This window comes from Paenibacillus sp. J22R67 (assembly GCF_059692175.1).
Genome location: NZ_JCAUAX010000016.1, coordinates 37,139 through 64,031 on the forward strand (window position 1 = coordinate 37,139; position 26,893 = coordinate 64,031).

A 26,893-nucleotide genomic window follows, 5' to 3' on the forward strand; every position below is an offset into this window, starting at 1 on the left:
TGTGGGTAACTATTTTAAAAAGAGAAATTGTGGATATTTTTTTGGAAAAAGAAGGACTTCTGAAAAGTTTGTCGAATATGTAATATATGCTAAAAACGAAAAAAGAGCCCTGGCAGGCCCTTTGTTCGGAAGCAAGAATCCTCTTGCTTCGATCACGCATGGTACACCACTACCAGGCGCAATGTAATTTAAATGTTGATACTTATAAGTATACGACATTTGTTTTGAAATTCCTTCTATCCTAAGTAACTATTTTTTAGGAAATTAGTAGGAGAGTTCGAAAATTTACATGCGTATGATGGTGGGTATTATGCCCCTGTCATGCGCATTTTTTGGTTTTAGAGGGGGAAATAATCTCTCTCAAAAGAAAAAATCCCGATCACCGTTCCAGCGGTATCGAGATGACTTTCTAGCATTTAGTTGTCGGGTTGGGTAAGGATCGAGTTGCTTTGTTCAAGTAGAGTTCCAGCTCTAGATTGAACAACTTTTACAAACAAAACTTAAAACTAATCAACATTAGCTTCTCTTCCGTTTTAAAAAACGGAAATCGAGAGGTCGCTTTCCTTTTGCCTAATTTTTTAAAAATTAGCGCAAGAAGGTCTGGTTTTTTGCTGCCAAAATCAGCTTTACCTTTTTTATATAAACAAATTATAACACATGTTATTTTTTCGTTCAACGGGCGACAAACGTTAATTCGACATAAATACTTCTTTTTCGACAAATAAAGACAAAACTTCCTATATAAATTTCCAATTTTTATACTATCTTAATGAAGGGTGATTTGAATTTATGTCCCAGGCACTAGCACGTCCTATACAAAATGAGTTCTCTTGGCCCGTATTTCATTATAAGACGGATATGGTTGCGACTAATCAGGATCTACAGCCCATGCAGCTCTCCGAAATCATGCAGTTTATTTTTCATGGACGCCTTACTCCGGTTGCAAAAAAAGCATTCCAAGCGAAGGGGTACTATAATGCATTCCAGCCTGGTTGGATTCATGTGGGCAAAGACAAGAAGGATCTGGCTGATCAGCGTGATACAAAATTCGTTAGAACATACGATACGTTCTTGAAATGCGCGACAAATGGTTATGACTACATGACATTTGCCACATTTAATACAAAAGCCCGGAAACATTGGGATAGAAATCGTAAGAACATTAACAGTGCTCATGCTTTTGTTATTGATATCGATAGTAAGTCGTGGCCTTTAGAAGACATAGTGACTCACAGTGAGTCATTGTGTGTAACACCTTCATTTATTAACGAGACAACACGTGGTTATCATGTGTGGTTTGTGCTGGAAAAGGACGTTGTTGGGCCACACAAAAACAAAGAGAGCTTGACCAGAGCCGGTGAATACTACAATGACATTAATAAGTTTCTAGTAGAAGCTTTTTCTAAGAGATTCCCGACAGCCGAAGGCGGTACAGATAACTTAATCGGAGCTGAACGGTACATTCGTATTCCAAAGAATGTAGTGTTTTTTAGTGGTATTAAGTACTCTATCAATCAGTTTTCCCAAATTAAAAGACAAACAAACGGGGCTAATAAAAAGGTTTCAGTTACGGTAAAAGTAGCAACAAAGCAACAAAAAAACAAAAACATGTATATTCCTTTTGCTGCACTGAAAAAAGACCCTGCTTACTCGGTGTTATTTTCTATGCAGCCAGATCCAGGGCAACGTAGAAAGACAGCATTTACAATTGCACTTACATATTATGCACTCAATGTTACTTACAATGACGCACTATCACTCATAGTTGGTTGGTATGAAGGACTGGAGACTAAAGACTCTGGCCACGCATTTACTTGGAAACAAGTTGAACGCCAAGTATCGGACGCATACTCAGGAAATTTTGGTGGTCCTGATCCACGGCATGTCTTTGCTCTGACCGGTATTAAGCCATCGCTGTATTTTACTCGTAAAAAATTAATGGAAGAACGTAAGTATAGTACACCAGCTCAATGGACTGCGTGCTTTTTAGAGTTGCTTTCAAAGAACGGAGGCCAATGGGAGATATCCAATCGACAGCTGTGTGAGGTTCTTGATCTTAATAGTAGAGCCATGTTAGACAAGATTATTACTGAGCTTATTAATAATGGGGTTATTGAAAAGAATGTTATTGGCCGCGGCAAAGCAGCGACTACTATTTACCGTTTGCTTGATAGAAGTGAAATTAGTCCGAAAGATAAAGAGACGAACAAAATCGTCCCTTTATTTGGCCGTCGTTATAGTTCTCAAAATCAAGGAATTGTTCGTCATGTAATGACCCTTAAACGTATAGAATCTTTAAAAAGTATTCTAGGGAAGGAGGGAGGGAATGCTCTTGTGGGTAACTCTGGGGAGAGAGCTGGCCTTGTTGATCCACCTGATTCTTCTTGATAGCGTTGTGAATAACTATACGTAGGAGGGAATAATTATAATTCAAGGGCGGGGGGTGGTTCCCCTGAAATACGTAGATATTTAGTACTAATTTCTGTATATAATTTCTTGTCGAATATGGGAAAATAGTGTAAAATAGATCCTATAGACCTATTCGCTTTAATGATTTATTTATGGCTTAAATAATACTTTATTAAGGTTTTTTAAATACTTCTTAAAGAGTGGGCTCCGACCCCCGCCCCCGCTATAGTATTCTTCGAAGAAACCCTTATACAGCAATACTTCTGGGGCCGTTCCACAACATCAACTCGCGCCTCTCCACTACGTTATAATGCGCGAGTTGATGTTGTGGAACTAGAGAAATATATGCGACGTACGCACAGAAGAAAGAAAGAGATAGGGCGGGGGCGGTGGTCGGTGGTCGGTGTGGGTTGGAGGGTATGGTTAGTGTTTGTGGTGTAGTTGAGTTGTTGTGTGTTTGAGTGTGTGTATGATGAATGTGTATGTATAGAGTAGATGTGAAAGTGAGTGAGTTAAGAGTGTAGAAAGTAGTAGAGAGTTGAGATGAGGATAGAGGGAGTTGAAAGAGTTAAGAGAGATGAGAGAAGGTAATGAGATGAGGGAGATGAGAGATAGTAGAGAGGTGATGATTGGAAAAAGATAAAAGATGAATGATGGGTTAAAGAATTATAGAGAGTGAGTTTGGTGAAATGGGGTATGAGATTTGATTGGAAAAGATATGTGGATTGTTGGAATGGTATAGATGATGAGTTGGTGGATGGGAAGTGTGGTTTGGTTGATGAAGGATATGGATGTTGGAAAGTGAGATGAAGAGTTTAGTAGTTGAGTGAGATGAGCTGATGGGTGTGTAATATGGATTGGACGATAAAGGATATGGCTGCTGGAAAGTGAGATTGAAGAGTTTAGTAGTTGAGTGAGATGAGCTGATGGGAGTGAGTATGGATTGGATGATGAAGGATATGTCTGTTGGGAAAGTGAGATTTGAATGTTGGTTGTTGGGATGTAATTGAGTGATGAGACGATTAAGAGTGTTTGGATGAGCCGGGAAGATGCTATGAGCTGCTTTGAGGGAAATTGAATGAGCGGTTGATATGATCAGCTAGGTTGTAGTTGTAAGAGGTTGGAAATGCGTAGAGCTAAGATTAGAAGGTGTAAACCGAGTTGTAGTATGAATGGAAGAGGAGGATAAAAGTTGAGATACCATTTGTTTAAGCCGTTAAGGAAGCCTGGCGTTCGATATAAGATGTTGGTTCATAATGATCATGTAATGAATTATTTCGAAGATGAAACGATGATAAGCGAAATTTTAGAAGTTTTAAGAAGGCCGTGGTATAGAAGGTTGATTAAGTGGCCGAGATTTGCTTGGGAAATTGAAGCAAGCGATACTGAGGTTTTGTATTTCTTCTGGGCTCCGAGCGAATCTGTAGGAGAAGAGATCAGGAAGAAAATTTTAGGTAAGCACCCGAGTATGGAGATAACACGTGTTATGGCAGAAGCGGTTGATTTTTCGGAATCCAATTTTGTTGCTGCAAGTCGATTGAAACTTGATCGGGATTATCCAGTTCCTATTAAAAGTTTCTTTAATGAAATTATTGATACGCAGTCAGCTTTAGTAAATGCGGTAAGTGATCTGAAGCCTGGTCAAAAATGTTTGATCCAGATCGTCATGCAGCCAGCATTAAAATATCAGAACCGTTTTGACAAGGCGCTTGAAATCGTTAAAAGCTGGGATGAAGTTGATGACTTTAAAAAGAGGGAATTATTTGAGAATGCAATTTATGCAAAGCAGACAAAGTTATTAGCTGATTGCGGTCTGAGAATTATGATTGGCGGAAAAGGGAAACAAGATGCTCGTCAGCTGCTTGCTGAAATTTCTCGGAGTTTCGGACAATTTACAAGCGAAGCGCTAAATGGTTTTGTGCCAGTTGAAAGATGGATGAACATAAAACCGCTTTTGCTTTTTGATATCAAGCATCGTTTGTTTCCGATGATGCGTAGTAAGAATAAACGTCTGATTTTAAATATTGAAGAGTTGTCTGGGATCGTTAGGTTGCCGTCCAATAAAGTTGAGTTAGCAAAAGTAACTAGGTTGCGAATGAAAGCTATAGAGGCACCGCCGCCGGTACAAGAAGCTTCACGGAAAGTTCTGGCAGATGGCCAAGGAGCTAGATTTGTTCATTTGGGGACAAATACGTTTCGGATGAAGACGTCTAACATCTATCTGGATCTACATAATTTGAGTAACCACTTAGAGGTACTAGGTGGTACAGGTGTTGGTAAAACCAATTTCTTGGTAAGTCTTTTTTTAGAAATATGTGAACTGCGGAGAAAAGGTTTGCGATGCGGATTTTTTCTTATAGATCCGTTAGGCGGTTTAGCCCAGGAGTTGGGAACGAATATTCCGGAGGATTTACTTCACTTAGTAAATTACGTTCAACCAGATCCGATGGCAGATAGACATTTTCCATTTAATCTATATGATGTTGATTTTCCTTCACCAAAGGATAGTATTGCAAAAAATGTTTATGATTCGATAGCTCGTATTTGGCCCGATAATGTTGGTCCAAGGGTTGAGAATAACTTTTCATTTGGGGGAATAGCGCTCCAGCATTTTGGTGAAGCCAGCATTATTAATCTAGACAAGCTTTTGAGAAATCCTGCATATGCCCTTACCGTCGCTCAGTTTATTAAACGTCAAAAAGATTTTGAGCAAAAGGATGTTATCTACGAGTATCTTGCTAAAATAGCTGTTTTGTCATCTTCGAAGAAGCCGGCCGATGTACGGATGAAAGCAGACTTAACAGATTCAACTTTAAATAAGCTTTCAAATTTCAGTTTGTCTCCTTTGTTTCATGCTTCATTCGGTGCAGCAACGTCTGGGTTTCGATGGCTTGAAAGTATGAATAATGGGCTGCTCAATATTTTGGATTTATCACTATTGAAGAACGACCAGCAAAAGAAAATGTATGGTTCACTAGCTTTAACAATGAATCAACAAGCAGCTGTAACAAGAAATTCTGTTGATGATCTCGATCTTTATTTGTTATCAGCGGATGAGTACCACATGTTTATTGAAACCAATGAAAAAGTAGTTAAAGAAATGGCGGATACGACAAGGCAGAAAAAAGTGCCTTTAGTGATGGCTTCGCAAGGTATTGTAACACAACTTGAAAAATCGGTAGCTGATGCCGTGGCGCGGAATTTTGGAACCCATATTGCCTTTCGCTTGAACCATCCAGCTGATGCAGAGTTCTTGGAAAAGCAATTCAATAATCCTAATTTATCAGGACGTGATTTTCAGAATACTCCTGAGAACTATGCTTATGCACGTTTGAGTCAGGGGCGAAGCACGAGCTTACCATTTTCTTTATTAACGAATGCACCAAAGCATAAAGATGCTGATCCAGATGTTATTAAAAAATTGGTGGCTATGACAATCGACAGAGCTATGGTTCGGGAGCTGGAAGCAAGGAACAATAAGCAACGACCAATGGTATCGAGCGAAGGTAAAGATGAAGAAACGAACGATGATGCCATTGAAGTTTCCGAAGAGTTAACAAACGCGAAAAAGGTTGTAGCAGCTGCAGCCGAGACAGAGGCAAGTGCAATTCAAGACGGAGAGCGTGACCAAAACGATAGTGAAGAAGATGAAGAAATTATTATTACGGATACGGACATTTCTGATAGCGATGTAGAAGATGAGGATGAAGAGGGTGAGGGTTATAGTAGCATAATTTCACTCGAACAAGAGGATAAGGACGTTGATCAATCGGAGAACATACTGCATGCCGATCCAGAAATTGAAGTTAAAGATGAGAGTCAAAAAGTAGGGCAAAAGTCTGATCATAAAATACAAAATGAGACTTTAGAATTAGAAAAAAATGCTATAATCGACAAGGAAGAAAATGGTTCGACAAAACCTACTGTTGATGAAGCTGCTGATGACGTTGAATTCATCGTTAACTTCAAAGCATTTGGAAAGGAAGGAAGTACACAAGAAACAGCCGTAAAATCGGATCAAGGAAAGGGTAAGGGTAAAAATGGCTGGAATTTCGGAAAGCAAGGTAGTTCAGCTGAATGAACGTGATTATTCAATGCTGAGAGATATTTACGAATTCTACTATTCAGATTTTGAGTGTGCAAAGAAGCGATTCTATTACCATTCAAAAACAGAAACAATCGCGAGAGCTACTTATAACAAAAGAATGCGTGCTCTTCGAGATGCTGATTATGTGGCTGCCGTTCCGTTTTTTTCTAATCGTAGATCAGGTGTAAAAGGTCATTCGAATTATGCCTACACGCTTACGAAAAAAGGGCTTCGAGCAATGGCGGACTACTGGGATGTTGAACTGGATTGGGACGTTGGAAGGAAAGACAGGAAGGATTTGTTTATCATTCATCACCTTAATGTTTATCTTTATGCCTGCTTATATCGTGAGCAGATTGAAGAAGGGACGTTACATGATTATGTCGGTGAGCTGTCCGGAAAATACCAAATACCAGGAGTAAACACACTTTTAAATCAGCCAAATAAAGATAAAGAAATTTTGAAAGACTTTCTTAAACCTGATGCAATTCTTTTTTGGCGCTACGGTAGTTGGACAGTTCCATGGCTTGTAGAGTATGAGAGGAATTCACGGCAATCTAAGAATCTTGTTTTGAATAAGCTACAGAATCATGCTGAGTATGCCAGTCAGGGTTATTACCGTCATCATAATATTATGAAAGAAAATGATGTGAATGTTCCTCCAGTGTTTTTAATTTATTGCGAAAGTGAGGAGGGCATCAAATTTCGCATTGATCGGATTACGGAAAACAGCATAGGGTTTTACAACAGAGAAGATGGTAGAGGATATGGAGATGTCCTGGTAGCTATTCAAAGTGATGTAGAGAAGTATCCGCTGGCACCAGTTTACAAACGTCTATCCAGCGAACCGGTTACATTGGAGCAAATTAATTTTATTCAGTGCTTCATGGCAGAAGCCATAAAACAAAAAATTGGGGATCTTCCATTCTCAAAATTACCTGTACCGGCTTATCGAGCGTCAAGGTTGAAATTGAGATTCGATGGAATAATTAGCTTGGTTCATAATAACATCCATGCATCCTATATCGTGAGATATTTCCCAAAAGAGAAGCTTAGCAAGACCATTTATGATGAGATTCAATTGCTTGTTGAGGTAACAAGTGAAGGGAAGTTATCAGATCATTATGACTTAGCAAAGTCCTTTGCAAGTGAGAATATACCAAGATTGTTAATTATTGTGGATACCATGGAACAGGAAAACGACTTACTTAAAATCATTTCTTCCGTAAGCTTTTCAGATCAAATAGGTGAGGTTTTTATATCGCGTAGGGAACTGGTAGGACGAGACCCATATGGAGCTCATTGGTTGCTTCCAAATGAAGATGGTCGCGTGACGCCCTACTAAATTTATAACATGTGTTATATGAAGGGAGGTGAAGAGATGAAACTTGATAAGCGTTCAGAGAGCAGCAAAGGTTCAAAATTTATGTTCCCAATCATCGGAAGTATTGCGATCTTAAGTTTGGCATTTTGGTATTTTCATGGAAAGGGATATCTAAACTTTGAGGTGACTGAAGAGAGGCTGTCTGGGCATAATGCAGGGTTTTTTAGAATCGTGAGAGATCATGGGTGGTTCGCAGCAATTATTTTTGTGGCTGTTATGTTTCTTGCGGTCGCTGGTCATATTTATGCTACTGAACGCAAGAGAAAGGCGGATGATTTTATATTGGATCTACAAAGAAAAAATCGTAAGTCCTAACAAAATGTAAGAGTAGGTGGTGGAATTTTTGGCAGCACTGGGTTTTAAGTCATTAAAGTTAAAAGGCGGCAGTAAAATACGACCACCTGGGCAGTCACAGAAGGTTAAGTCGAAACGAGCTCAAAAGTATATTCTTTGGGTAATTTTAGGGTTTATTATGCTTCGGGGCATTGTTTCGATTATTTATCCGCAAAACCAAGTAGAAGCTATCAATAAGGTTCCGGAAGTTATGAGTGATGCAGCTCAGGGATTTGCTCAAGCATTTGCTGAAGCGTACTATACTTTTGATTATTCTAATGCAGAAAAGTTTAATGAAAACATTGCCCCATATGTAAGCAAGTCTTTGCTAAGTGAATCTGTGGGTCGCGATCTTCGAGCTAATCGAGCAAATTACAAAGGGTTACGAACCATTGCTTGGTCTGTAAAACAAACAGATGAAACCCATGCGGATATTGTTGTACGAGTTGAAGTTCAAGAGCAAAAAGAGGCTGACAAAAACGGGCCTATAGCGTTGGCAATTCGTTTTTTGCAAGTTCCAGTAGCATGGAACGGACAGGGTTACTACGTCTATGATTACCCTACCGTGTTACCTATGCAAAGTAAAGCAGATGGTGAAATTGCTACTTCAATTTCAACAACAGTAACAGATGGGATCAAAAAAACGATTACCGCAACTCTAGAAGATTTCTTCAAAGCTTATGCTAATCAAGAACCTTCTCAGCTCAAATATTTTATGGCTGATGGGAAAGAAATTAATGGGTATGCCGGCACTTTTACTTATGAAGGCATTAAAGAAATTCAGGTTATCGATAAGAGTAATGTAGATTCTAAAGATACTGCTCCAGTTGAACTAGTAAAAGCTTTTACAAAAACAGCTTGGAAAGATACAAACGGTGTCGCACAGATTCAACACTTAACAATTACTCTAAAGTACTCACAAGATCGTTGGTATATTTCAAACATTGAAGGAGGATATAAACAATGACATTCATTGAGCATTCAACTCAGCTAGCAGAAGGTGTAATGTATTTAGCAGACGGACCAGGTACAGCAATTAGAAAGTATTTGGAGGAGCAGGTTTTAGATTTAGCACTAGGTTTAATCGTCGTTTTTGTTTTGGTATTCTTGTGGAAACGTGAAGTTATGAATTTAATCTGGTTTCTTATTCTTGCTGGCGTTGTCTTATTCGTTGTTGCGACACCGGATGCATTTAAAGATTTCATTACTGGCATGATTAAGTCAATGCTTGGTGTTAAGTAGGTGGTTGCATGAAAGAAGAATCTGCTCCAATTCGGATTCTCACGTATAAACGGGTTTGGAAAATTGAGCGAACATTGTACAAGCTAGACAAAATAAAGCTGCCAAGACCCATAACCATATGGCAGGTTCTCTATTTCATTATTGCTTTCCTTGTTGTTCTCGTAATCGATAAGAAGACTTTCTTATTAGGATGGATGCCAGGGATGTTGCGTTATATTTTTCTTCCCGGGGGAATTGCCTTTTATTTATCAAAGGTTAAGCATGACGGTAGAGCACCGCATCGATGGATTGTTATTCAAATCAAATACTATTTGAGCCCTATGTACTATAACCGCTATCAGGGAAGTACTCATGTGGGGAGTAAACAACGTTATGATGGTTCTTGCACTTTTCGCGAAATGTACTCAAAAGAAAATTAGTTTTAAGGGACGGTTTTCTAAACTTCGAAAGGGGGATTTCAGTGGAATTTCCTATAGCCTATTTTGAGGACAACATTATTTTCACACCAGACAAAAAATGTTGGGCAGCCTTTGAATCGATTGGATTCCAGTATGATTATAAATCCACCGACACAAAAAAATCTTTGTATCAACGCTTGCTTGGTTTCTTCTGGAATATGGAGCGCTCTGTAAGATTAATGTTACTTCCAGAAGTATACACGTTTCATGAACACTTTGAACGCTTAAAGGCCCGGGCTTCTGGGCCGTTCGTTCCTTATGCCATGTGGCACGCCGATGAAACGAAAAAATTTTTAGAGGAGGCACTTGGTAAAGAGGGAACAAAGTACAAACTTTATGTGATGGTGAACATAGACGCAGATGTTTCACTTATTGACTCCGTGAAGAATATTAAGAATAAACTCTTTGGTTCTTTTAAAGATACTCTAAATAAAGTGGAGCGAATTGCGGATGTTGCCGGCCTTGAATTAGCTGAGACTGACGTGAAAGTGCTTAAAGATACCGAAGAGCGAGTGCGTAATCGGATGAGTGAATTTCTGCCCATGCGAAAGCTAAAAGAAAAAAATATTGAGTGGATGATTCGCCGCAACTTTTGGAAAGGAATCTCCCAGCCACCGCAGCGTTTTTTGTGGCAGGATGAAATTCCAGATAACGAACGGCCTGATGGGGAAGCTATCGCGGTTAAGACGGGACGTGCATTAAAAGATATCACAGATGCTGTCCAAGCAGAACGAAGCCGACTATCCAAAAAGCTTACTGAGCTGGATGGTGCTATGCAGGTGCAAATTGCTGCTTTTGAGCAGGAGCTTATATCTGCAAGGGATCTTAAAAATGCACGTAAACGTGTTGATGATGAGCGAAACCAAATTGAAGAGGATTTAGAATCTATAAGAAAAGGTACGCATCCACTTGTAAAAAGTAACAAGAAAATGATTCGACCTAGACTTGCTGAATATCTTAATCTAGCTGAAGGTGATATCGATTTAAAGCACAATCGGAGAATGGTTAAAACTTCACAGCTTGTAGGTAATGAGATTGTATCCAGTTTTTCGGCATACTTGACTATAGCCGAGTTGCCAGATCATTTTTATATTCCGGGAAATGAGTATTTATACAAGCTAAACGATCTAGATTTTCCTGTAGGCGTTTCTATCTATTTAGAACCTATTGGGAACGATGATGTAAAGCAAAAAGTACGAATGAAAAAAATGGACATTGACGACCAATCCAATCATACCGGTAGTGCTGGTGTAGATCTTCCCATATCCCTAATGGAAGCTCGTAGCGAAGCTCTTCTACTAGAAAAAGATCTGGATGATAATAAGTTTCCGATGTTTGATGCCAGCTTTGTATTTGAAGTTGTCGCGCCTACAGAAAAGGAACTATTAGAACGTGTAGATGCTATTCGCGACTATTATAAGGGTATGCATATGCATTTAGTTAACCCTGCAGGTGATCAATGGCAATTGTTCAACGAGTTTATGCCAGCTGGACCTAGATTATGTTCAGCGGATTATGTACATCGTATATCTCCTCATGCAATGGCAGCATCTATGATTGCAGCAACAAAGCGTTTGGGAGATGATGAAGGTCATTTTATCGGATCAACCGGAATTCTTAATCACCCTGTATTTTTTGATCCATCCAAGGCACCATTGAGAGATAGAAGTGGATCAGGAGCCTTTATTGGAACGCTAGGTGGAGGGAAGTCCTATACGGCTAACTTCTTATGCTATCTGCTTACTGTCTACGGTGCAAAAACTCTGATCTTTGATCCAAAAGGAGATCGGGGAGATTGGAAGGATTACTTACACGAATTCGGAGACGATTTGGAAATCGTTAATTTGTCTACGAGAGAAGAAGATTACGGAAAACTTGATCCATGGGGGTTCTTGCCAAATCCTGAAGAGGCTGGTGGAGCCTCAATTAACCAACTTGCCTTTATTGCTGGAATTGGACCGAGGGATGAAGAATTTGTATTTTTATCAGAGGCCGTGGAGTTAGTTAAAACCTTAAAGGATGGACGTCGCTCCCAAATGGCTGTTGTAGAGGCTATTGACCGCATGCCTGAAGAGGCCGCTAAGAAGTTGGCTCGTATGTACAGATCATTTAGTAAGCTCCCTTTTGCCAAGCTTATTTTCCATGATGGTAGTTTAAATACGATTAGCTTAAAGAATCGTGTTACCATTTTACAAATTTCAGGAATGGATTTACCGGATCATGGTGAAGAGCCCACGGGGCCATCTCAAATTATGTCTGTTGCTCTCATGATGTCCATTTGTGTATTCGCTACTCGCTTTTGTGAAGAGGATACTAATGAATTCACGGTCGTTATTATGGATGAATTTTGGGCACTTTCTGGTACTAGGGCTGGGAAACGTCTTGTTGAGCGCTTAATTCGTACAGGACGTTCATTCAATGCCGCTGTGTTTATCATTACGCAAAATGCCAATGACCTCTTGGATGAGAAAATTAAGAATAATCTAGGATTTAAATTTGTATTTAGGTCCGGTGACTCCGATGAAGTTGTAAATGTCCTTAAATTTCTTGATCTAGAAGCAACGGATGAGAACGTGGCCATGATCAAGCACATTCAAAATGGACGACCTTTGTTCTCTGATCTGGACGGTCACTGTGGTATTGTAGACATTCTTACTATTTTCGAACATGTACATCTAGCATTCAAGACAACACCAGGCGGGAAGAAGGCGTCTTAATGAAAGAAAGACTTAGGATAGCCCTATCTTTTATTTTGTTAGCAGCCGTCTTAATTTTCAGCCCTGTCAATTCTGTACATGCGCAAGAAGATATTATTGGAGATATGATTCCGACAGTCCAAAGCGGTGTAAACGCCATTTATGATGATTACAACATGTGGAATTATACTCTTGATACAGATTCAGGAATGTTCGATCCGGTAACTCCAGCTGTAAACATTGTATTAAGTGCTATCTTTCTAATATTGGTTTTAATTGTGCGAATGGCGATTATGTTATTGCAGCAAGCTTTTACACTCGACATCATGAGTTATATTTCAAATTCGGTGGCTGATCTTATAAATGCCATAAAAAGTGTTGTTTGGGATCCTTTAATAACGACTGCTTTAGTATTAACTGGTCTTTATATGATCTATAACGCTGGTTTTGCTGCGAAGCGTACAAAGAGTTGGAATCAGCTCTTTGTGACTGTGCTGAACATTGCAATTGCAATTACATTTTTCACGTATCCTGCTCAAATTCTTAATGGGTTTAATACCATTTCGAAGGAGACCAGCGCTTCTATTTTAAGCGGAGTTATGCCAATGTATCAGGGAAATGTCAATTCCATTGAAGATGCTGTGGTTGTTTCGGGTAACTCTTTATGGGACCATATGGTTAATTATCCATGGTACTATATGCAGTTCGGAAAGATATCGGAAGGAAAGGACAAGGCTGCTGGCTTCCTTAGTCTAGATCCGGGAAATAAAGACCGAGAAAAAATGACCAGTGTCGAAGCCAAAAGTAACTGGTTAATGACACCCGCGGGACTCTATACAGCAAGGCTTGTTTTCTTGATCTTAACCATTGTTTATGATCTCATCGTCGTTCTGGTCATACTTATTATGGCCATGGCTATGCTTATCGCGCAGTTTGTGCCATTAGTTCTTCTTTCCATCGCCGCTTGCATTATGATTGTTTCCCTTATCCCTGGGTTTGGTTTTCGGATCATACAGAAATGGCTTGAAAGAGTCGTTGGCGCTATATTCTATAAAGTTCTTATAAGTATATTGTTATCAATTATGCTAGTGGTTACCGAAACATTTTTCCGAATATTCGATTCCCTATTCCTAATCAATATGATCGTACAAATTATTGTTGTTTTAGCACTCGTCATGGAGAAGGATCGGATCATTGGGATGTTTTCCGGTATCATGCGCGGTGGCGATCATGTAGCAGAAGTGGCAAATCAAAAGTCTAACTATCTCGGAAAAATGGTCAATGCTGGTATGGCTGCCGCAAATCTTTATTCTGGTGGAACAATAGGAGCTGCACGAATGGCAGCTGGTTATGGTTTAAACGGAGCGATGGGCGCGACGACAACGGCAGGTATGTTGATGAAAGCCGGGAAACGCTTCAGTGAACTTCAAACTAGGAAAAAAGTAAGTCCTTATGTTGATAATTACTTGAATTACAAGTATCAAACCGAGAAGGTTGATGCAGAACAACAAGCTCAGGCAACGGGGAGCCCCGTACAATATAGTGATTTTGTTCATTCTGTGAATGCCAATATGGAGAAAGGTTTGCCGTTATATAACCTTGATCAACGTGAGAGAGCCGTCGATGAGCTTTATAGTGTGAGGAAACAAGGCGGTAAAGTTGAACGTATTTATAATCCGGTTGGCATTAGTACGAAAGATCCACAGGAATATGCAAAGCAAGCTTCAAGATACCATCAAAGAATTAAAGAACGTAGAAATAAATTTGATTCGGCTAGAGATGAACGAATGAACATTATCAGGCAGGCTGAGGCTATGCCTGCGCAGGGTTTTGAGGATCGACCTATCAACTTATCCGAGCAAGCTAGAAACGTTCAGCAAGCCAACGCAGAGGCTTTACGTTCGCATCGATTGCACTTACATGATGATGATGAGAATGATGGCAACGGTGGCGGTGGCGGTGGCATTGCAAGAAAACCGTTCATGGATGAAGCCTACGCTCAGAGAAAACGTGAGCAGGCAGCTGAATTAGCTGTTCCAAGAACTCCGGAGCTTGAGAATCTTCAATTGTCTGATCGTCAGCGTGAAATCATCGAGAAAACAAGGGCACTTCAAGCACAGCAAGCCGCGAATCCAGAAACTACTGGCCCTACAAAAAGTAGTTTAGTTGATACTGAAAAGGCAGCTAGAGCAGCGACTTTGACTCAGCGCGGAAATCCAACAGATAAACCAAAGGTATCACAATCAAAAGTTTCAGCTCCTAAGATACCTGATACGCCTGAAGAGGCACAGTATAAGCAAGAAGTTAACGGAATAATCAGAGATGCAAGTAAAGCAAGAGCTGAAGCTCAAATACTAAATGGAGTACCAGCTACTCCAGAACTACAAAATTTATATTCTCAGAGAGATAGTTTACGAGGCGAAATCAAGCAATTGCGATTTGCTGAGAATGTCGATATGAGAAAAATTGGTGATATGGAAGGCGATTTGAATCGAGTTAATGTTCAGATTAGATCATTAGAAGAAACTGCGGCTACTGCTAGTTTCGCAACTGATATTACCCCACCTACAGCTAGTAACAACATTTCTGTAGCGGCGCCAGCACAACAGCAAGAAATCGTTGAGATTATTCCTCCTAAAGCTAGAGGAAGAGTTGCTGGATCAGCCAGGGCACTACAGCAAGAAATCATTGATGTTACTCCTATAACTAGAAGCAATGATTCTTCACCAGCTCCGATACCACATCAAGAAATCATTTCTCAAGTTCGGATGGAATCTGTAGGTGTGAAGCCTGCTATGTATGTTAGTTCTGTTAAACAAGAAAAGCAAGAAGCATACGCTAATCTTCAGTCTCTTAAAATGTACCAAAAAGCTCAAAGCACAGGAACACAGTTACCGGAAGTCATTCAAAAACGTGCTGAAACAATTCTATCTAGTGGCATGACATTAGAACAAGCAATTCCTATGGCGGAAATGAAACATCAACAAATTGTAACAAAAGCAGAAGTTGCTTCAAGTGAATTTAATCTTGCTACAAAACGGTTTGTGGAAGTCCCAGTTTCAATGGGTCAATCTCAAGCTCTGAGTAAAATAGAAGTAAAGAGTTATGATCAGTCCCATTCAGAGATAATGAGGATGCCGATAGAAGAGGTTAGATTAGATCGGAAAGCTGACGAAGCGTTAAGACAATCCGTTGTGAATGACTGGAATTCTCATCAAGATGTGAGCGGTTATACGCCAGGACAATACGTATCCGCGCTAAAAGAAGCAGCTAAACAAGCATTTAACGCGAAAGAAGAGGCATATCGGAAAGTTGGACTTGAAGCAAAAGATCAAGAACCTCAATTAAGAGATCGTGCCGTTCGTCTGGATGCCATTTTCAGAGACTATTCGTTACGTCGAGATATTGCATCTGAAATGTTTGGGATACAGAAAAAGTCATTTAAAAAGGAGGAGTAATTCACCATGTCTGATCGTATTGGCAATTATATAACCCTTTTAGATAACGAGGATGTCAAAACCGTATTTTCAATCGTGTGGGAATCAGAGCACAAAGGGAAGAGTTACATTTTCTTACATAAAGTGAACTTTCCTGATGAGTTAGTGTTTCCGCTTGAAATTGTGTCGTTGGATGATCATGAGATATTTGAGGAAGTGGAAGACGTTGCATTATGGCATGAACTGGCCGTCTTATACGAAACAGAGCTGGAGTTAGTGGTAAAAGAAAGTACAGTAACAGAATAAATACAGAAAGAGTAGGGGAGAGGCATCTGCATCTCCCTACTCTTTTTTATAACACGTGTTATTACTTATTAATATTTTATTTAAATGGACAGTAGTCAATAGTTAACTGGAAGATATAGACAGTACCTATACTCTTCTTTATAATTGTAAAAAACGGTCACGAGGAGAAGTGTAACATGATGAAGACCTTATACATCGATGAACTTATTAGCTCAATTAGCGAATGGAATGAAACCAGCTTTAGTGGGATGGAGAAAGAGTTTGAAGGTTACATTCAACTGCTTTTAATTCAACTTGGGCAAGATCCGAGTAATTTTAAAGGAAAAGATACGACATATGTGATACAAGCATTACGTGATCGATTGGTTGAACTTACTCGTAAAGAGGGCTTCTTTGAGGAATTTCTAGTTGCCTCTGCAATTCATTACATTGATAACCTTCTGCTGGATATGATGGTCAAACGATCTGATCAAATTAGATTAAATCAGCATTTAGTTAATGATCCAAAGGCTGCTGTTGTTATGAAGAGTGATTTTATTGAACAAACCAAAGAAAAAATAGAGTGGTTAGGAAGCTCTGAATTTACCAGATTTCTAGAAGTAATATCCGATGAGTGGGATAACGTCAAGTCTAAGTATTTTTCACGTAGAAACAAGCGGGAGTTGGAGCGTAAATCGATGGAATTTTTCAATGATAATAAATGATGTATGCTAGAAGTTTTTAAGTGACAGGTCAATTAATTCAATGAATATTATAATTTTATCATTAACCCGGCCCGGGATCTAGGCCGGGTTAACTTCATTTTCTATGGCTGTCTATTAAAAAAAAGGCAAAAAAGTTTGTGTAATTGTATATAATATTATATGCAAAAGAACTAATTTATGTTATATTATATATAGGAAGTCAACCACAACTAATTGAAAGGTAGAATGCACTATGATGACGCCAAGAGAGAGAAAAGAAATGAGAGCAGAAATAAAACTACTGGAGTGTAATGTAAGAGATGCGGAGGCCGACTTGGACTTTAAACTTGCAGAAGCGCTAGAACGCCAAGCTGCTGAACTCAGATTGGAACTGAGTGGGAGTTAACTCCCACTCTTCTCTCATTCTAAATAAAAAGAGGTTGATATTATATGCGGACTTGGCTTGAGATGGTTAAAGATGTTATAACCAAAGATATCGTTGAAGTAATTCGTGTGGATGTGGATGTTTGGAAAGATGAAGAGGTACCTGATTTTCAATACAAAACTGAGGCAGATGAAGTCGGTTACTTTTGCATAATGCCTGTGCCTTATGAAAATCGTCATGAGCTTGCAGTCATGTACTGGTCCGGGTATTGTTGGGAGTACTACGATATGTTGCCGGCAGTGTAGATAAAAAAAGGGGGGCAGCGCGGCTGCTCCAAACAAAGTGCGGATAATTAAGTGGCTCTCAATAAGAGAGTCATTATTTTTTATTATAGAGATAGAGATGGCGTGAGTATTTGTATATAATTTTATTTACAATTTAACTAAATTGTGATATTATACGTATAAGATATAAAACAACAACAAGCAAGAAAATTATTATTACGAGAGTGAATAATAATAATACAAATATTGCAAGTACTTTCCTGTGTAAGCGATAGAAGATGTCACTGGATCACTATAGGCGGGACAATATTTTCTAACATAGTTCTAATAGCTTAATTTTGTCCTTTTGTTTGTAATTTTATTGACGGATTTACCATATGTTTTTTATAATCTACTAGAGATAGTATGTTAACGTTTTGTTTCCCTATTCCTAAATGAGAGGTTTTGATTTTATGGACACATGCAACACTTGTAAGGAAGGTAAGCTATCCCTGACTAGAATTAACGAAGAGTATAATATACCAGGTGTTGTGCGTGTTAATCGTAAAAAAGTTGAAGTTGATCGGACGTGCGTTGTAGAAAATATACTTGCTTTGAAGTGCGACAACTGTGGTGAAGTCACTCCAACTGCTGAAGGTATTAAACATATTGATCAAGAAAAACTTGCATTTGCAAACAATGGGCTAAATCATCGTTTGGATGAATATACCAAGGTCAACACTTACGAAGAATGGGCAGGAAAATGGGGCGATAAATGGGGTGAACCAAAAACGCGGATGGATATGTTCCAGATGGTAAGTAAGACAAATGTAACCGGCACGAGCATGAGTTTGGAAAACGCGTTCAAATGGGCTAGTTTACTAAATAGGCCGTTCACAGAAGTTTTTATTTTTAGGCAGATTATTGAAAAAGAAGGCAAATTTTATTTGTCAAAAGATCATGTCAAATAAATAATTGGGCTATTTTAATTCTTTGAAAAGAAAGGAGGATTAGGATTCTTATGGACCGAAAGCATTACAAAAAAAAGGAAATTGCAGGCAAGCTTTATTCAGAGTCTACAAGAGAAGGTTTTAAGCTCGAAGCGATGTACGGAGAAATGTTTGATCAGCTTAAGGATCATTACGAGAAAGATAAAACTGAGCTCTTAAGGGAATGGATTAAACGGGAGTGGAAAAAAGCTTTTGGTACGAAAAAGCTTAAAGTTGGCGACAAAACGATTTACTTCCTTGAAGATGAGGATGTAAAGGCCGTAAAAGGATTAGTTCGTGATTATCAATCACAAGGATTAATTATGGATAATCAAATGGTGGAATATGTGACGGTTAAATATAATGGCGTTTTGATTGAAGATTAACCTTTATAAAGGTTTTTCTTTTGAAATCTCATATGATTTACGTATAATATTATGACGTACTTAAATGGCTTCTGAAAGACTATTTTTTTAGAAGTACGTAACTCTTAGTTATGCGGAATAAGGCTCCATAGGATGCGTTTTGTTCGTCTGGTGAGATGTTAAGGGTGGAGGCTTGCGTATTGGAAATCACTGATAAGGGTTTAAGTGAAAAGTTGATTCAAGAAGAAGGTAGGAATGATCTAAAGGAACGTTACCGCAGCATGCTTGATGATGTTTTTAAAGCTGGTGGAATCCTGGCTAAGCTTTCTGATCGATATGAGCCGCGGCAGCCGCAGATCGATATGGCAACTAATTTATCCATCGTTCTTGAAGCTGGAGATGCAGGTGGAGATCCCATTCAACATGGCATGATTGAGGCCGGCACTGGTACTGGAAAAACATTCGGTTACTTATTCGCCGCAGCCTTATACACTAGGATTTTTAATAAACGTGTGGTTATAAGCACCTTTACGACAAGCTTGCAAAATCAGATCATTCATGAGGCACTTCCACTTGTTCAAGATGTACTCAAAGAACTAGATCTTACCTTGACTTACGAGCTGGCTAAAGGTCGGGGACATTACATATGCAAAAGACGACTAGATGAATATTATCGATACGCTTTAGAAAATGGTTCTCCATATTTGAAACAGTTAGACGATATTCGAGATCAATTAGACAATATGTGGATTGGCGATCGTTCTGAAATTCCTTTTACAGTAGAGCAAGAAGTGTGGGAAGAGATCCAAGGAAAGACAGATGATTGTTTATCAGAGAATAGTCCTTTTCATGGCGAGTGCTTTATACAAGGTGCGCGGAATCGGCTGAAGGTATCGGATATTATTGTGACCAATCATGCTATGTTTTTTACTGATTTTAGTTTGAAGCAAAAGGGTATGTACGGGATGTTTCCAGATTATCATGCTGTTGTATTTGATGAAGGACACCGCATCGAGGATGTGTTCTCTAAGTATTTTCAGAAAAAGGCATCTGTCCGCGTAATGGAAAATCTGTTTGATCGAGTTTTACAAAAGCGAAGCCAATGGGCCAAAGAGGTCATCGATGAAGAGATGGAGAAAGACATTCTGGCCATAAAAGCAAAAATGATGAAGCGTGCAGTTTCCGTCTTTTCTCAAATTACAAAGCGGATGAAGCAGCTTAAGAAGGAAAAACAAATTGACAGCTTCAATGAATTATTAAAAGAGCCACTAATCGAAAAAAGTCCATTCGATGAGGGGCTAAATGAGTTTGCAGCGTACTTTCAAGGAGTTTTATCAACGAGCCCAAGTATCCCCATGATCCAGCGCGGACTGGAGAATCAAATAGAAACCATTGAACGTCTCCGGTTGGATTTTGATCATTTACTATTTAATCGTGATCGAGCAAATTGGGCAAATTGGATTGATGTTCGAGTGGGCAATACTGAGCTAGAGAGGGAGGAGCTTCCAGCTGATACGGAAGCTAATCAGACGACTCTAACGGCAGCCCCCATAGTTGCAAGCACTGTCTTACAATCTTCATTGTTTAAAGAGAAAGTTGTCATTATGACTTCGGCCACGTTGACGACTTCGGGCAATTTTGATTTTGTGGCGGGAAGGTTAGGCATGAAGAAATTTCAGGGTTACCAAGTGGGGAGTCCGTTTGATTTTAAACGGCAGCTTGATATCATTGTCCCAGCTGATGCACCGTTACCTAAGAATACGAAAGAACATTTTGCTTATACAGTTAATGCCGTAAAGAGGATCGTTACTCATGGTCAAGGAAGGACATTCGTTTTATTTACCAACTATTTTCAGATGAAGCAAATGGCCGATGAGATGCAGCCATGGTTTGACAAAGAAGGTTTTACTGCTTTTGTACAGGCTCGAAATTCGGATCGTGACTCTATGCTCAAACAGTTTAAGGATGGAGAAAAAACCGTTTTGTTCGGAGCTGAATCGTTTTGGGAAGGTATCGACGTTCCTGGTGACGACCTGATGTTTGTTATCATCCCGAAGCTGCCATTTCCTGTTCCAACGGATCCACTTGTCAAAGCACGTTGTATGAAGCTTGAAGAAACGGGTTTAGATCCTTTTGAAAAATTTATGATTCCATCTTGTATTCTGAAATTGAAGCAAGGCGTCGGCCGGACCATTCGCACGATCCATGATCGAGGGGCGGTCATTTTGTTAGATCCCAGAGTTATTCGTTATCAGTTTGGAGAGGCTATTTTAAAAAGTCTTCCTGCAGGTTCTTTCTCTACTAATTTACGTGATATTTTAAAAGTGCCGGTTCCTTGATTTGGATGAGGTGTTACTATCAGCTTAGCGCGAATTTGATATAATCCAAAAGAAAGAGAGGAGCGATGGGCATGGACTGGGGCTGGTGGTGGTAATTTTTTGAATATAACGATTAAAATAGAGGGAGAGCATTTTGAAAAAGATCAAGAGATTCTTCATTGCATGGAACCTTATTCTGTTTTTTACAATCGTTATCGCTGCTTACTTAGTTGATCTAGATTACAAAATTTCTGATGTTGTCTTTAATGATAATGACTTGCCACTAAACAAATACATAATAATAGCTTTTCTTGCTGTCCCTTATCTGTTCGCTGCTATCATAGCTTGTATCGCAACTTCTGCTTTACTGTTTGTAATTATCCGTATTTGGTTGAGTGATGCAAAAATGAAATATAAAATTATAGCCTATGCAGCAATTGTTTTAATAATTTCTTGGGGAGTGATTCACCAGGAATTTCACCTTCTAGATTTGGAAGACATTAAATTAGTTGTAAAATGAATGCGACGAATATGGAGCGTGTGGGGCATGTATAAGCAGCAACAACGTGTTGAATGACATTCTAGCAATGATGTTAGAAGCTGGAGTGATTGAAGACAACAACCGAGAACAAAGTATATTACAAATTGAAGGTTATTGTTACGGGTGTGAACTTCATTCAGCATTAACATTTTTGATAATAAAGGAGAACATAGATGCGAGAAGTTTCTGTAAATCATGCATGGGCGTGCTTCTAGAAGTCATGAGGGCATCATAGAGGTGTGGCTGGAAAAGATCGGGAATTTGAGTGAAGTATCATTTTGAATAAACTTGTCCGTCAGGAGGGGAACGCGAATGAAGGCTGAAAAGCTACTCGAAAAATTAGAAGCCTATGAACAATCTGCGTATAACGGCGGATTCGGTTCGATTGGCTATCCGATATCGGAGAAGGGTTCAAATTCTATGTGCGTGATTGCGTAGAACATGGTAAGCCAATCACGATATCAGGATTTGTAAAACGTATAGAGAACATGGCTGCTGAAAAGGTCATGTACGTCGATGAATAAAGTGTCCGATAGGGGGAATGAATATGTGGTTTAGAAAACGAGTGAAAAAAGAATATCCTAATATTGATGGGCTTAATTTAAAGTTGCTTCCAGAAGATGTAGTTTGGCACATATCTAAAATTACTCAAAGTCATAATATTGGCGAAATTAGTGCTAGGGAAGCAATGAAACGAGTTTCGTATCTTATAGGTTGGGCAGAAGATAAGTTGAGAGAATCGAATAAGGGACAAGATAAATAAGGAGCGTTTCTATGGAGATTATTGTGCTTTGCCCTAAATGTCTTAGTTCCAAATGGTCAGTTCTTCTTGGGTTCGATGGGCAATGTTCGGGATGTGGAGAATGGTCAAAAATGCAAGATTGCCTGTATGAATTTAAACTCGGAGAAGGTAACGGTAATTTTCCTCAAGTACCAAAATGAATACGAATGTTCATAGCAAAACCCGAACATTAAATGCAATTTAAACAGAATGGGGTAAAACCCGAACATTAAAACTTTGGGAGGTTTGTTTCAATGTCATTAAGTCCGTGGGGTTACCTAGCAGAGGTTGAGTCTGAAATCGAAGATACGAGGTGTACAATGTGGTCGAAACGATAAAAGTTAAATTTTTGCGTGTGATTGATGTTGTTTTACAAGACGAAGACCTTTCGGATGATGAACGTGCAACGTCGTTTACATTTTGTGAGTGTATGAAATGTCACTGGATATTTATTGGAGACTGTCAGAGGTTCGGCTACGGCTATCCATACGAAGGTGTGCAGATTCCTAATTTTTGCCCTATGTGTGGCGGTAAATTCGACGGCGTTTTAGAAACATAATGAATAACTTTGTACTTGGAGGATGAGCTGAAGTTGTATAAGATTTTTGATTATTTCATACTGTTTTTCGTTTTTATAGGTACTGTAATAGTTTGGTTTCAACCCACTATTTTAAGTGAACATCTTATGAAATATGAGACTTTCAGTGTATCGTTATTTTTAAGAATTTTGCTACAAGTATTTCTTTTTTATTTATTCTACAGGGCATTTCAACCTTTAAGGAAATCACGTCTTAAAGTACGTAAATGAATAGGGTGGTTACGTGGTACTTGAAATACTCTTCTCGCTTGGATTCACGCTTTTTATTGCATTAATAAGTTCGAAGAAGTTCTTGGAAATTGTAAAGAAGAAGTAACATTTTTAATAGGCGGTGTAGTTGTGAATTTGTGGCATAAATTCTGGTATGGTTATCATTTTTGGCGTTCGAAAAATACATATACTTTTAGGCAAGTAGCTTACCACTATGATAAATATGTCTACCACAGAGAAATATTGAAACGATCTGAAGTATCAAAATGAAAAGGCGATGTTCGAAGTGAAAATTACCAATAAGGACATAAAGAAAATGCTTATCGAAGGTAAAGAAGTTATCTTCCAAGAGGAACGAGAAAAGCGTAGGCAAATACGGATGGTATGGCGAACAAGTTTACAGTCCTCAAAAATGAAGACATTGTGAACGGTCTATCTTACGAAGGGCAAGTAGAACTAACTGAAATTACAAAAGCGATTAATTTGCATCGTGCTATTTCAGGGAAATGTCCGAATACGTACTTGGTCGTCAATACTGACGAACCATATGCCGACGAAGTGATCGAGATTTTGAAGCGTCACGGACATTGGGGCTAACGGAAAATCATGAATATCGAATTATGGGGAATGGGAACGGTCTATGTTTCATTATTGTGGGGAAATATTCGAGTCATTAAAAGGCGGTAGCAGATTTCTCTTATTCTTGCATTACGATATGACAGTTCCTTTATCATCTGCAATCAACGACATTAGGGTGCGCACTTACGACACATAATTCCCAAAAATATTGCCCGTGGGGCTATCTTGGCAGGTGCGGTGGCACCCCACCTTCGCTAGCGGCTTCGATTTAAATTTGATGAATATTCTGAATAACGAAGGACATGAAGGCCACTCCTACTCAGGGATGGCCCAATAAAAATAACATGTGTTATATATTTGTATATAATATTATTTACAATATAACAAATTAATGATATAATTAGATCATAAGTTCAATAGAAGAAGAGAAGAAGAGAAGAAGAGAAGGAAGAAAGGCAGTGATTATCGATCGATGGCAAATAAAACTCTTGAGAATTTATACCAGATCGAGCGTAATATTGCGCTAGGAAATTTGCTCCGAGGTTCATATTCCGTAGATAAAGCAGTTGGCCATTTAGCAGCAAAATCAGGGTTCATGGACATTGTTAAGGAGATTCACGAAGATATAGTACGGTTACAAAATGATGCTAGAAAGGAGGTGAAAACTATATGAAAAAAGTATTTCAAACAATTCCTTGGTTCCTGTCTTATACTCTTTCGTTGATGATCCTAGTCAATACGGAAGCGTGGGGGATGGTGAGTGCGCTAATCGTACTTGGTTGCTTGTCTGGAGTTATCTACTGCTACTTGGATGCTCAAAAAGAATTACGTGCAAAGGCCGAGACAAACCTAGAGCGCAAAGAACACGTTCAGCTTATGTCTTACAATGGGATGCATTTTCCAGAACAACAAAAAGAAAAGCCTACCATCGCGTCGAAACGAATTGGGTAGACTTTTCAGCTAAAGTATTAAATTGATTGGTGGAGCCGTTTGCAGCGGCTTCACTTTTTTGTTACTCGAATGCTTAAATTATACCATATTAGCAGGTGAAAATATAGGTTGTTTTCATCCCTCTTTCAATATAAGATCTGTCCTTTTTGGGTTCTTGAACCTAAAACCGATTTGGTTGTCTTGTTGGTGGCGTTTTGGCTTGCGCTCCAAGCTTATCATGACGCAGCTCAAATGCCAGGCCAAGCCCGTCCTTCGGTCGGGTGAAATAATGATAAGCCCGCCGCTGACTTGCGCCAGCTGTCAGGGCTTCTCATTATTTCAGCCTGGCATTGTTCGCTTGCGTCATGATGCGCTTTTCCGCGCAAGCCAAAACGAAGCAAAGGTCGGTGTTCGCACATGGAGGTAATTAGTGTACTTGGAGAACAGTTAATGAAATTAAACAAGAGCTTAGCTTGTTAGATTCAGAGCAACATTTATTACGATTTCTGAAATTCCCTGTTGGCATCGAAGGACTTACATTTCGTTTGGAAGGAAACAGTTACATAGTGGATAGTGTGGATTGGGAAGATGAGGAGATTCCATTGCTTAGTATTATACGTACCGAGGCTGCCGATGCTTGGGACGATGATGGAGATTTAGCTGATACTTACGGTGATGAGAAGAAGATCCCGGAATCCGTCTCAGGCTACTACACGGGAGATGATGGACGTCCTTATCATGAATATCAGTCAGATTTTAGTAATCATAGCGAGTGGGACTTTTCACCGGGAGGAAGGTATGCATGGAATATTGAGGGTTTTGAAAATGGGGAGCTGATTGGCTATTACTGGTTTCCTTTGACAACTCTGATCGATGTTTTAAACGGAGAGAATAGTGACTAAAAGAGTCGCTGCGCGCCCCTTCACGGTAGGAACATCCGTGAAGGGGTTCTTTCTTCCCTTCGGTCAGAAATGGTAGCGAATTGCCTTGCAATTCGCCTTGATGTATTTCAAGTGCTGCGTGGATTTTCATTGCATATGGGGCTGGATCACTCGTATTTCGATCCGCTAGATTAAAATTTGTTCGGCGGCGTTTTGCCTTGCAATCCAAGCTTACCATGCCGCAGCTCCAATGCAAGGCAAACCCTCCCGTTGGTCGGGGGTGCAAACATAAAAATCCGCTACGCTGCCAGACGCCAGCTTGCAGAATTTTTCTGTTTGCACCGCCTGGCATTTTCGCTTGCTTGCATGGTCCGCTTGGCTTGCAAGGCAAAACGAAGAAGAGTGAGGCGGTTAACAATGGAAAAAGTGGTCGATGTTCAGTCTGTTCAACAAATTCAAGCACATGAGTGCCCGAGCTGTAAACGTCCAATGAAGTTAATTGAGATGGGAAGTACTTATATCTATATTTGCGATGAGTGCCCGAATGTCATGTTTGAGTATCGTGAGTCGAAAGATATCGCTGAATTGGTTCGTTATTTACTGGGGAGTTATCCAGATAGTTACGCTGAGCTCGTCAAAGGGCTTGTAGACGCTCAACAAGCTGTCGTGCCACGTTTGAAGTCCTATGACATGACCTTTGTATTATCGGGTGCTTACACACTTGTGTTTCGCGTAGAGGCTACGGATCAAGCAGATGCTGAATTGCGTGCGATCGAAGAGTTGAAGACTGCAGGAATTTATCGCGAAGACTGTGTGCTAATGGAGATATTTGCGGTCTGATAGAAAGGGACTGCCCGACACGGAAACGTCTTCCGTGTCGGGTTTCTGACCCTTCAGGTCAGAAATGGTAGCGAATTGCCGTTGCAATTCGCCTTGAATTTTTTTAAGGGCGGCGGCTACGCTGAATACGGTGCCGGCACGTTGCGCCGTCACTCGTATTCCGCTCCGCCGCGAGTGC

General features: G+C 39.6%; 25 protein-coding genes. All 25 read left to right on the top strand.

Going from position 1 to position 26,893, the window contains the following annotated elements:
- Positions 1 to 858: 858 nt before the first annotated feature.
- The 25 genes from AC58VC_RS34400 (at position 859) to AC58VC_RS34520 (ending at position 26,715) form a co-directional block, all read left to right on the top strand.
- Positions 859 to 2,388: a hypothetical protein gene (locus AC58VC_RS34400; RefSeq protein ID WP_497375868.1), complete on the top strand. Its 1,530-nt coding sequence runs from the start codon at positions 859 to 861 to the stop codon at positions 2,386 to 2,388.
- A gap of 1,213 nt (positions 2,389 to 3,601) precedes the next feature.
- The gene (locus AC58VC_RS34405) at positions 3,602 to 6,490 is read left to right on the top strand and encodes a helicase HerA domain-containing protein (RefSeq protein WP_497375870.1); all 2,889 of its coding nucleotides are present in this window, start codon (positions 3,602 to 3,604) and stop codon (positions 6,488 to 6,490) included.
- Entirely contained in the window at positions 6,450 to 7,841 is a 1,392-nt protein-coding gene (locus AC58VC_RS34410) for a replication-relaxation family protein (protein WP_497375872.1), read from the top strand. Before AC58VC_RS34405 ends, AC58VC_RS34410 begins: the two co-directional genes overlap by 41 nt.
- A gap of 36 nt (positions 7,842 to 7,877) precedes the next feature.
- Positions 7,878 to 8,195, top strand: a complete 318-nt coding sequence (locus AC58VC_RS34415) for a hypothetical protein (RefSeq protein ID WP_497375874.1) — start codon at positions 7,878 to 7,880, stop codon at positions 8,193 to 8,195.
- Between the two features lie 28 nt (positions 8,196 to 8,223).
- On the top strand, positions 8,224 to 9,180 hold the full coding sequence (locus tag AC58VC_RS34420) for a conjugal transfer protein (protein ID WP_497375876.1): 957 nt from the start codon (positions 8,224 to 8,226) through the stop codon (positions 9,178 to 9,180).
- Positions 9,177 to 9,455: a hypothetical protein gene (locus tag AC58VC_RS34425; protein ID WP_497375878.1), complete on the top strand. Its 279-nt coding sequence runs from the start codon at positions 9,177 to 9,179 to the stop codon at positions 9,453 to 9,455. Before AC58VC_RS34420 ends, AC58VC_RS34425 begins: the two co-directional genes overlap by 4 nt.
- Before the next feature lie 8 nt (positions 9,456 to 9,463).
- The gene (locus tag AC58VC_RS34430; RefSeq protein ID WP_497375880.1) at positions 9,464 to 9,874 is read left to right on the top strand and encodes a TcpE family conjugal transfer membrane protein; all 411 of its coding nucleotides are present in this window, start codon (positions 9,464 to 9,466) and stop codon (positions 9,872 to 9,874) included.
- 41 nt (positions 9,875 to 9,915) lie between these two features.
- Positions 9,916 to 12,630, top strand: a complete 2,715-nt coding sequence (locus AC58VC_RS34435; RefSeq protein WP_497375882.1) for an ATP-binding protein — start codon at positions 9,916 to 9,918, stop codon at positions 12,628 to 12,630.
- Positions 12,630 to 16,067 (top strand): CD3337/EF1877 family mobilome membrane protein, encoded by a 3,438-nt coding sequence (locus tag AC58VC_RS34440; RefSeq protein WP_497375884.1) that lies wholly within the window; start codon positions 12,630 to 12,632, stop codon positions 16,065 to 16,067. The genes AC58VC_RS34435 and AC58VC_RS34440 overlap by 1 nt, the downstream gene beginning before the upstream one ends.
- 6 nt (positions 16,068 to 16,073) lie before the next feature.
- Entirely contained in the window at positions 16,074 to 16,352 is a 279-nt protein-coding gene (locus AC58VC_RS34445) for a hypothetical protein (protein WP_497375886.1), read from the top strand.
- 176 nt (positions 16,353 to 16,528) lie between these two features.
- Complete coding sequence (locus tag AC58VC_RS34450) at positions 16,529 to 17,056, top strand: hypothetical protein (RefSeq protein ID WP_497375888.1); 528 nt, start codon at positions 16,529 to 16,531, stop codon at positions 17,054 to 17,056.
- Between the two features lie 259 nt (positions 17,057 to 17,315).
- Positions 17,316 to 17,441: a hypothetical protein gene (locus AC58VC_RS34455; protein ID WP_497375890.1), complete on the top strand. Its 126-nt coding sequence runs from the start codon at positions 17,316 to 17,318 to the stop codon at positions 17,439 to 17,441.
- Between the two features lie 44 nt (positions 17,442 to 17,485).
- Positions 17,486 to 17,725 (top strand): hypothetical protein, encoded by a 240-nt coding sequence (locus AC58VC_RS34460; protein ID WP_497375892.1) that lies wholly within the window; start codon positions 17,486 to 17,488, stop codon positions 17,723 to 17,725.
- Positions 17,726 to 18,156: 431 nt separating this feature from the next.
- Positions 18,157 to 18,654, top strand: coding sequence for a hypothetical protein (locus AC58VC_RS34465; protein WP_497375894.1), 498 nt, complete (start codon positions 18,157 to 18,159; stop codon positions 18,652 to 18,654).
- Between the two features lie 50 nt (positions 18,655 to 18,704).
- Positions 18,705 to 19,058 carry a hypothetical protein gene (locus AC58VC_RS34470; protein WP_497375896.1) on the top strand — a complete coding sequence of 118 codons (354 nt, stop codon included), beginning with the start codon at positions 18,705 to 18,707 and terminating at the stop codon, positions 19,056 to 19,058.
- Positions 19,059 to 19,237: 179 nt separating this feature from the next.
- Positions 19,238 to 21,376 carry an ATP-dependent DNA helicase gene (locus AC58VC_RS34475; protein ID WP_497375898.1) on the top strand — a complete coding sequence of 713 codons (2,139 nt, stop codon included), beginning with the start codon at positions 19,238 to 19,240 and terminating at the stop codon, positions 21,374 to 21,376.
- 133 nt (positions 21,377 to 21,509) lie between these two features.
- On the top strand, positions 21,510 to 21,875 hold the full coding sequence (locus AC58VC_RS34480; protein ID WP_497375900.1) for a hypothetical protein: 366 nt from the start codon (positions 21,510 to 21,512) through the stop codon (positions 21,873 to 21,875).
- A gap of 333 nt (positions 21,876 to 22,208) precedes the next feature.
- The gene (locus tag AC58VC_RS34485; RefSeq protein WP_497375902.1) at positions 22,209 to 22,334 is read left to right on the top strand and encodes a hypothetical protein; all 126 of its coding nucleotides are present in this window, start codon (positions 22,209 to 22,211) and stop codon (positions 22,332 to 22,334) included.
- Positions 22,335 to 22,443: 109 nt separating this feature from the next.
- Positions 22,444 to 22,659 (top strand): hypothetical protein, encoded by a 216-nt coding sequence (locus AC58VC_RS34490; RefSeq protein WP_497375904.1) that lies wholly within the window; start codon positions 22,444 to 22,446, stop codon positions 22,657 to 22,659.
- Between the two features lie 340 nt (positions 22,660 to 22,999).
- The gene (locus AC58VC_RS34495) at positions 23,000 to 23,236 is read left to right on the top strand and encodes a hypothetical protein (protein ID WP_497375906.1); all 237 of its coding nucleotides are present in this window, start codon (positions 23,000 to 23,002) and stop codon (positions 23,234 to 23,236) included.
- 633 nt (positions 23,237 to 23,869) lie between these two features.
- A complete protein-coding gene (locus AC58VC_RS34500) occupies positions 23,870 to 24,082 on the top strand; it encodes a hypothetical protein (protein ID WP_497375908.1) in 213 nt (70 codons plus the stop codon).
- A 454-nt stretch (positions 24,083 to 24,536) separates the two neighbouring features.
- Positions 24,537 to 24,737, top strand: a complete 201-nt coding sequence (locus AC58VC_RS34505; protein WP_497375910.1) for a hypothetical protein — start codon at positions 24,537 to 24,539, stop codon at positions 24,735 to 24,737.
- Entirely contained in the window at positions 24,734 to 25,015 is a 282-nt protein-coding gene (locus AC58VC_RS34510) for a hypothetical protein (RefSeq protein WP_497375911.1), read from the top strand. The genes AC58VC_RS34505 and AC58VC_RS34510 overlap by 4 nt, the downstream gene beginning before the upstream one ends.
- 452 nt (positions 25,016 to 25,467) lie before the next feature.
- The gene (locus tag AC58VC_RS34515) at positions 25,468 to 25,896 is read left to right on the top strand and encodes a hypothetical protein (protein WP_497375913.1); all 429 of its coding nucleotides are present in this window, start codon (positions 25,468 to 25,470) and stop codon (positions 25,894 to 25,896) included.
- 396 nt (positions 25,897 to 26,292) lie between these two features.
- Positions 26,293 to 26,715: a TFIIB-type zinc ribbon-containing protein gene (locus AC58VC_RS34520; RefSeq protein ID WP_497375915.1), complete on the top strand. Its 423-nt coding sequence runs from the start codon at positions 26,293 to 26,295 to the stop codon at positions 26,713 to 26,715.
- The last annotated feature ends 178 nt before the right edge of the window (positions 26,716 to 26,893 follow it).

Coding starts and splice junctions, on each gene's coding strand:
- AC58VC_RS34400 (WP_497375868.1), top strand. CDS start 859: ATGGTTGCGACTAATCAGGATCTACAGCCCATGCAGCTCTCCGAAATC.
- AC58VC_RS34410 (WP_497375872.1), top strand. CDS start 6,450: ATGGCTGGAATTTCGGAAAGCAAGGTAGTTCAGCTGAATGAACGTGAT.
- AC58VC_RS34415 (WP_497375874.1), top strand. CDS start 7,878: ATGAAACTTGATAAGCGTTCAGAGAGCAGCAAAGGTTCAAAATTTATG.
- AC58VC_RS34425 (WP_497375878.1), top strand. CDS start 9,177: ATGACATTCATTGAGCATTCAACTCAGCTAGCAGAAGGTGTAATGTAT.
- AC58VC_RS34430 (WP_497375880.1), top strand. CDS start 9,464: ATGAAAGAAGAATCTGCTCCAATTCGGATTCTCACGTATAAACGGGTT.
- AC58VC_RS34440 (WP_497375884.1), top strand. CDS start 12,630: ATGAAAGAAAGACTTAGGATAGCCCTATCTTTTATTTTGTTAGCAGCC.
- AC58VC_RS34445 (WP_497375886.1), top strand. CDS start 16,074: ATGTCTGATCGTATTGGCAATTATATAACCCTTTTAGATAACGAGGAT.
- AC58VC_RS34450 (WP_497375888.1), top strand. CDS start 16,529: ATGATGAAGACCTTATACATCGATGAACTTATTAGCTCAATTAGCGAA.
- AC58VC_RS34455 (WP_497375890.1), top strand. CDS start 17,316: ATGAGAGCAGAAATAAAACTACTGGAGTGTAATGTAAGAGATGCGGAG.
- AC58VC_RS34460 (WP_497375892.1), top strand. CDS start 17,486: ATGCGGACTTGGCTTGAGATGGTTAAAGATGTTATAACCAAAGATATC.
- AC58VC_RS34465 (WP_497375894.1), top strand. CDS start 18,157: ATGGACACATGCAACACTTGTAAGGAAGGTAAGCTATCCCTGACTAGA.
- AC58VC_RS34470 (WP_497375896.1), top strand. CDS start 18,705: ATGGACCGAAAGCATTACAAAAAAAAGGAAATTGCAGGCAAGCTTTAT.
- AC58VC_RS34485 (WP_497375902.1), top strand. CDS start 22,209: ATGAAGGCTGAAAAGCTACTCGAAAAATTAGAAGCCTATGAACAATCT.
- AC58VC_RS34490 (WP_497375904.1), top strand. CDS start 22,444: ATGTGGTTTAGAAAACGAGTGAAAAAAGAATATCCTAATATTGATGGG.
- AC58VC_RS34500 (WP_497375908.1), top strand. CDS start 23,870: ATGGCGAACAAGTTTACAGTCCTCAAAAATGAAGACATTGTGAACGGT.
- AC58VC_RS34505 (WP_497375910.1), top strand. CDS start 24,537: ATGGCAAATAAAACTCTTGAGAATTTATACCAGATCGAGCGTAATATT.
- AC58VC_RS34510 (WP_497375911.1), top strand. CDS start 24,734: ATGAAAAAAGTATTTCAAACAATTCCTTGGTTCCTGTCTTATACTCTT.
- AC58VC_RS34520 (WP_497375915.1), top strand. CDS start 26,293: ATGGAAAAAGTGGTCGATGTTCAGTCTGTTCAACAAATTCAAGCACAT.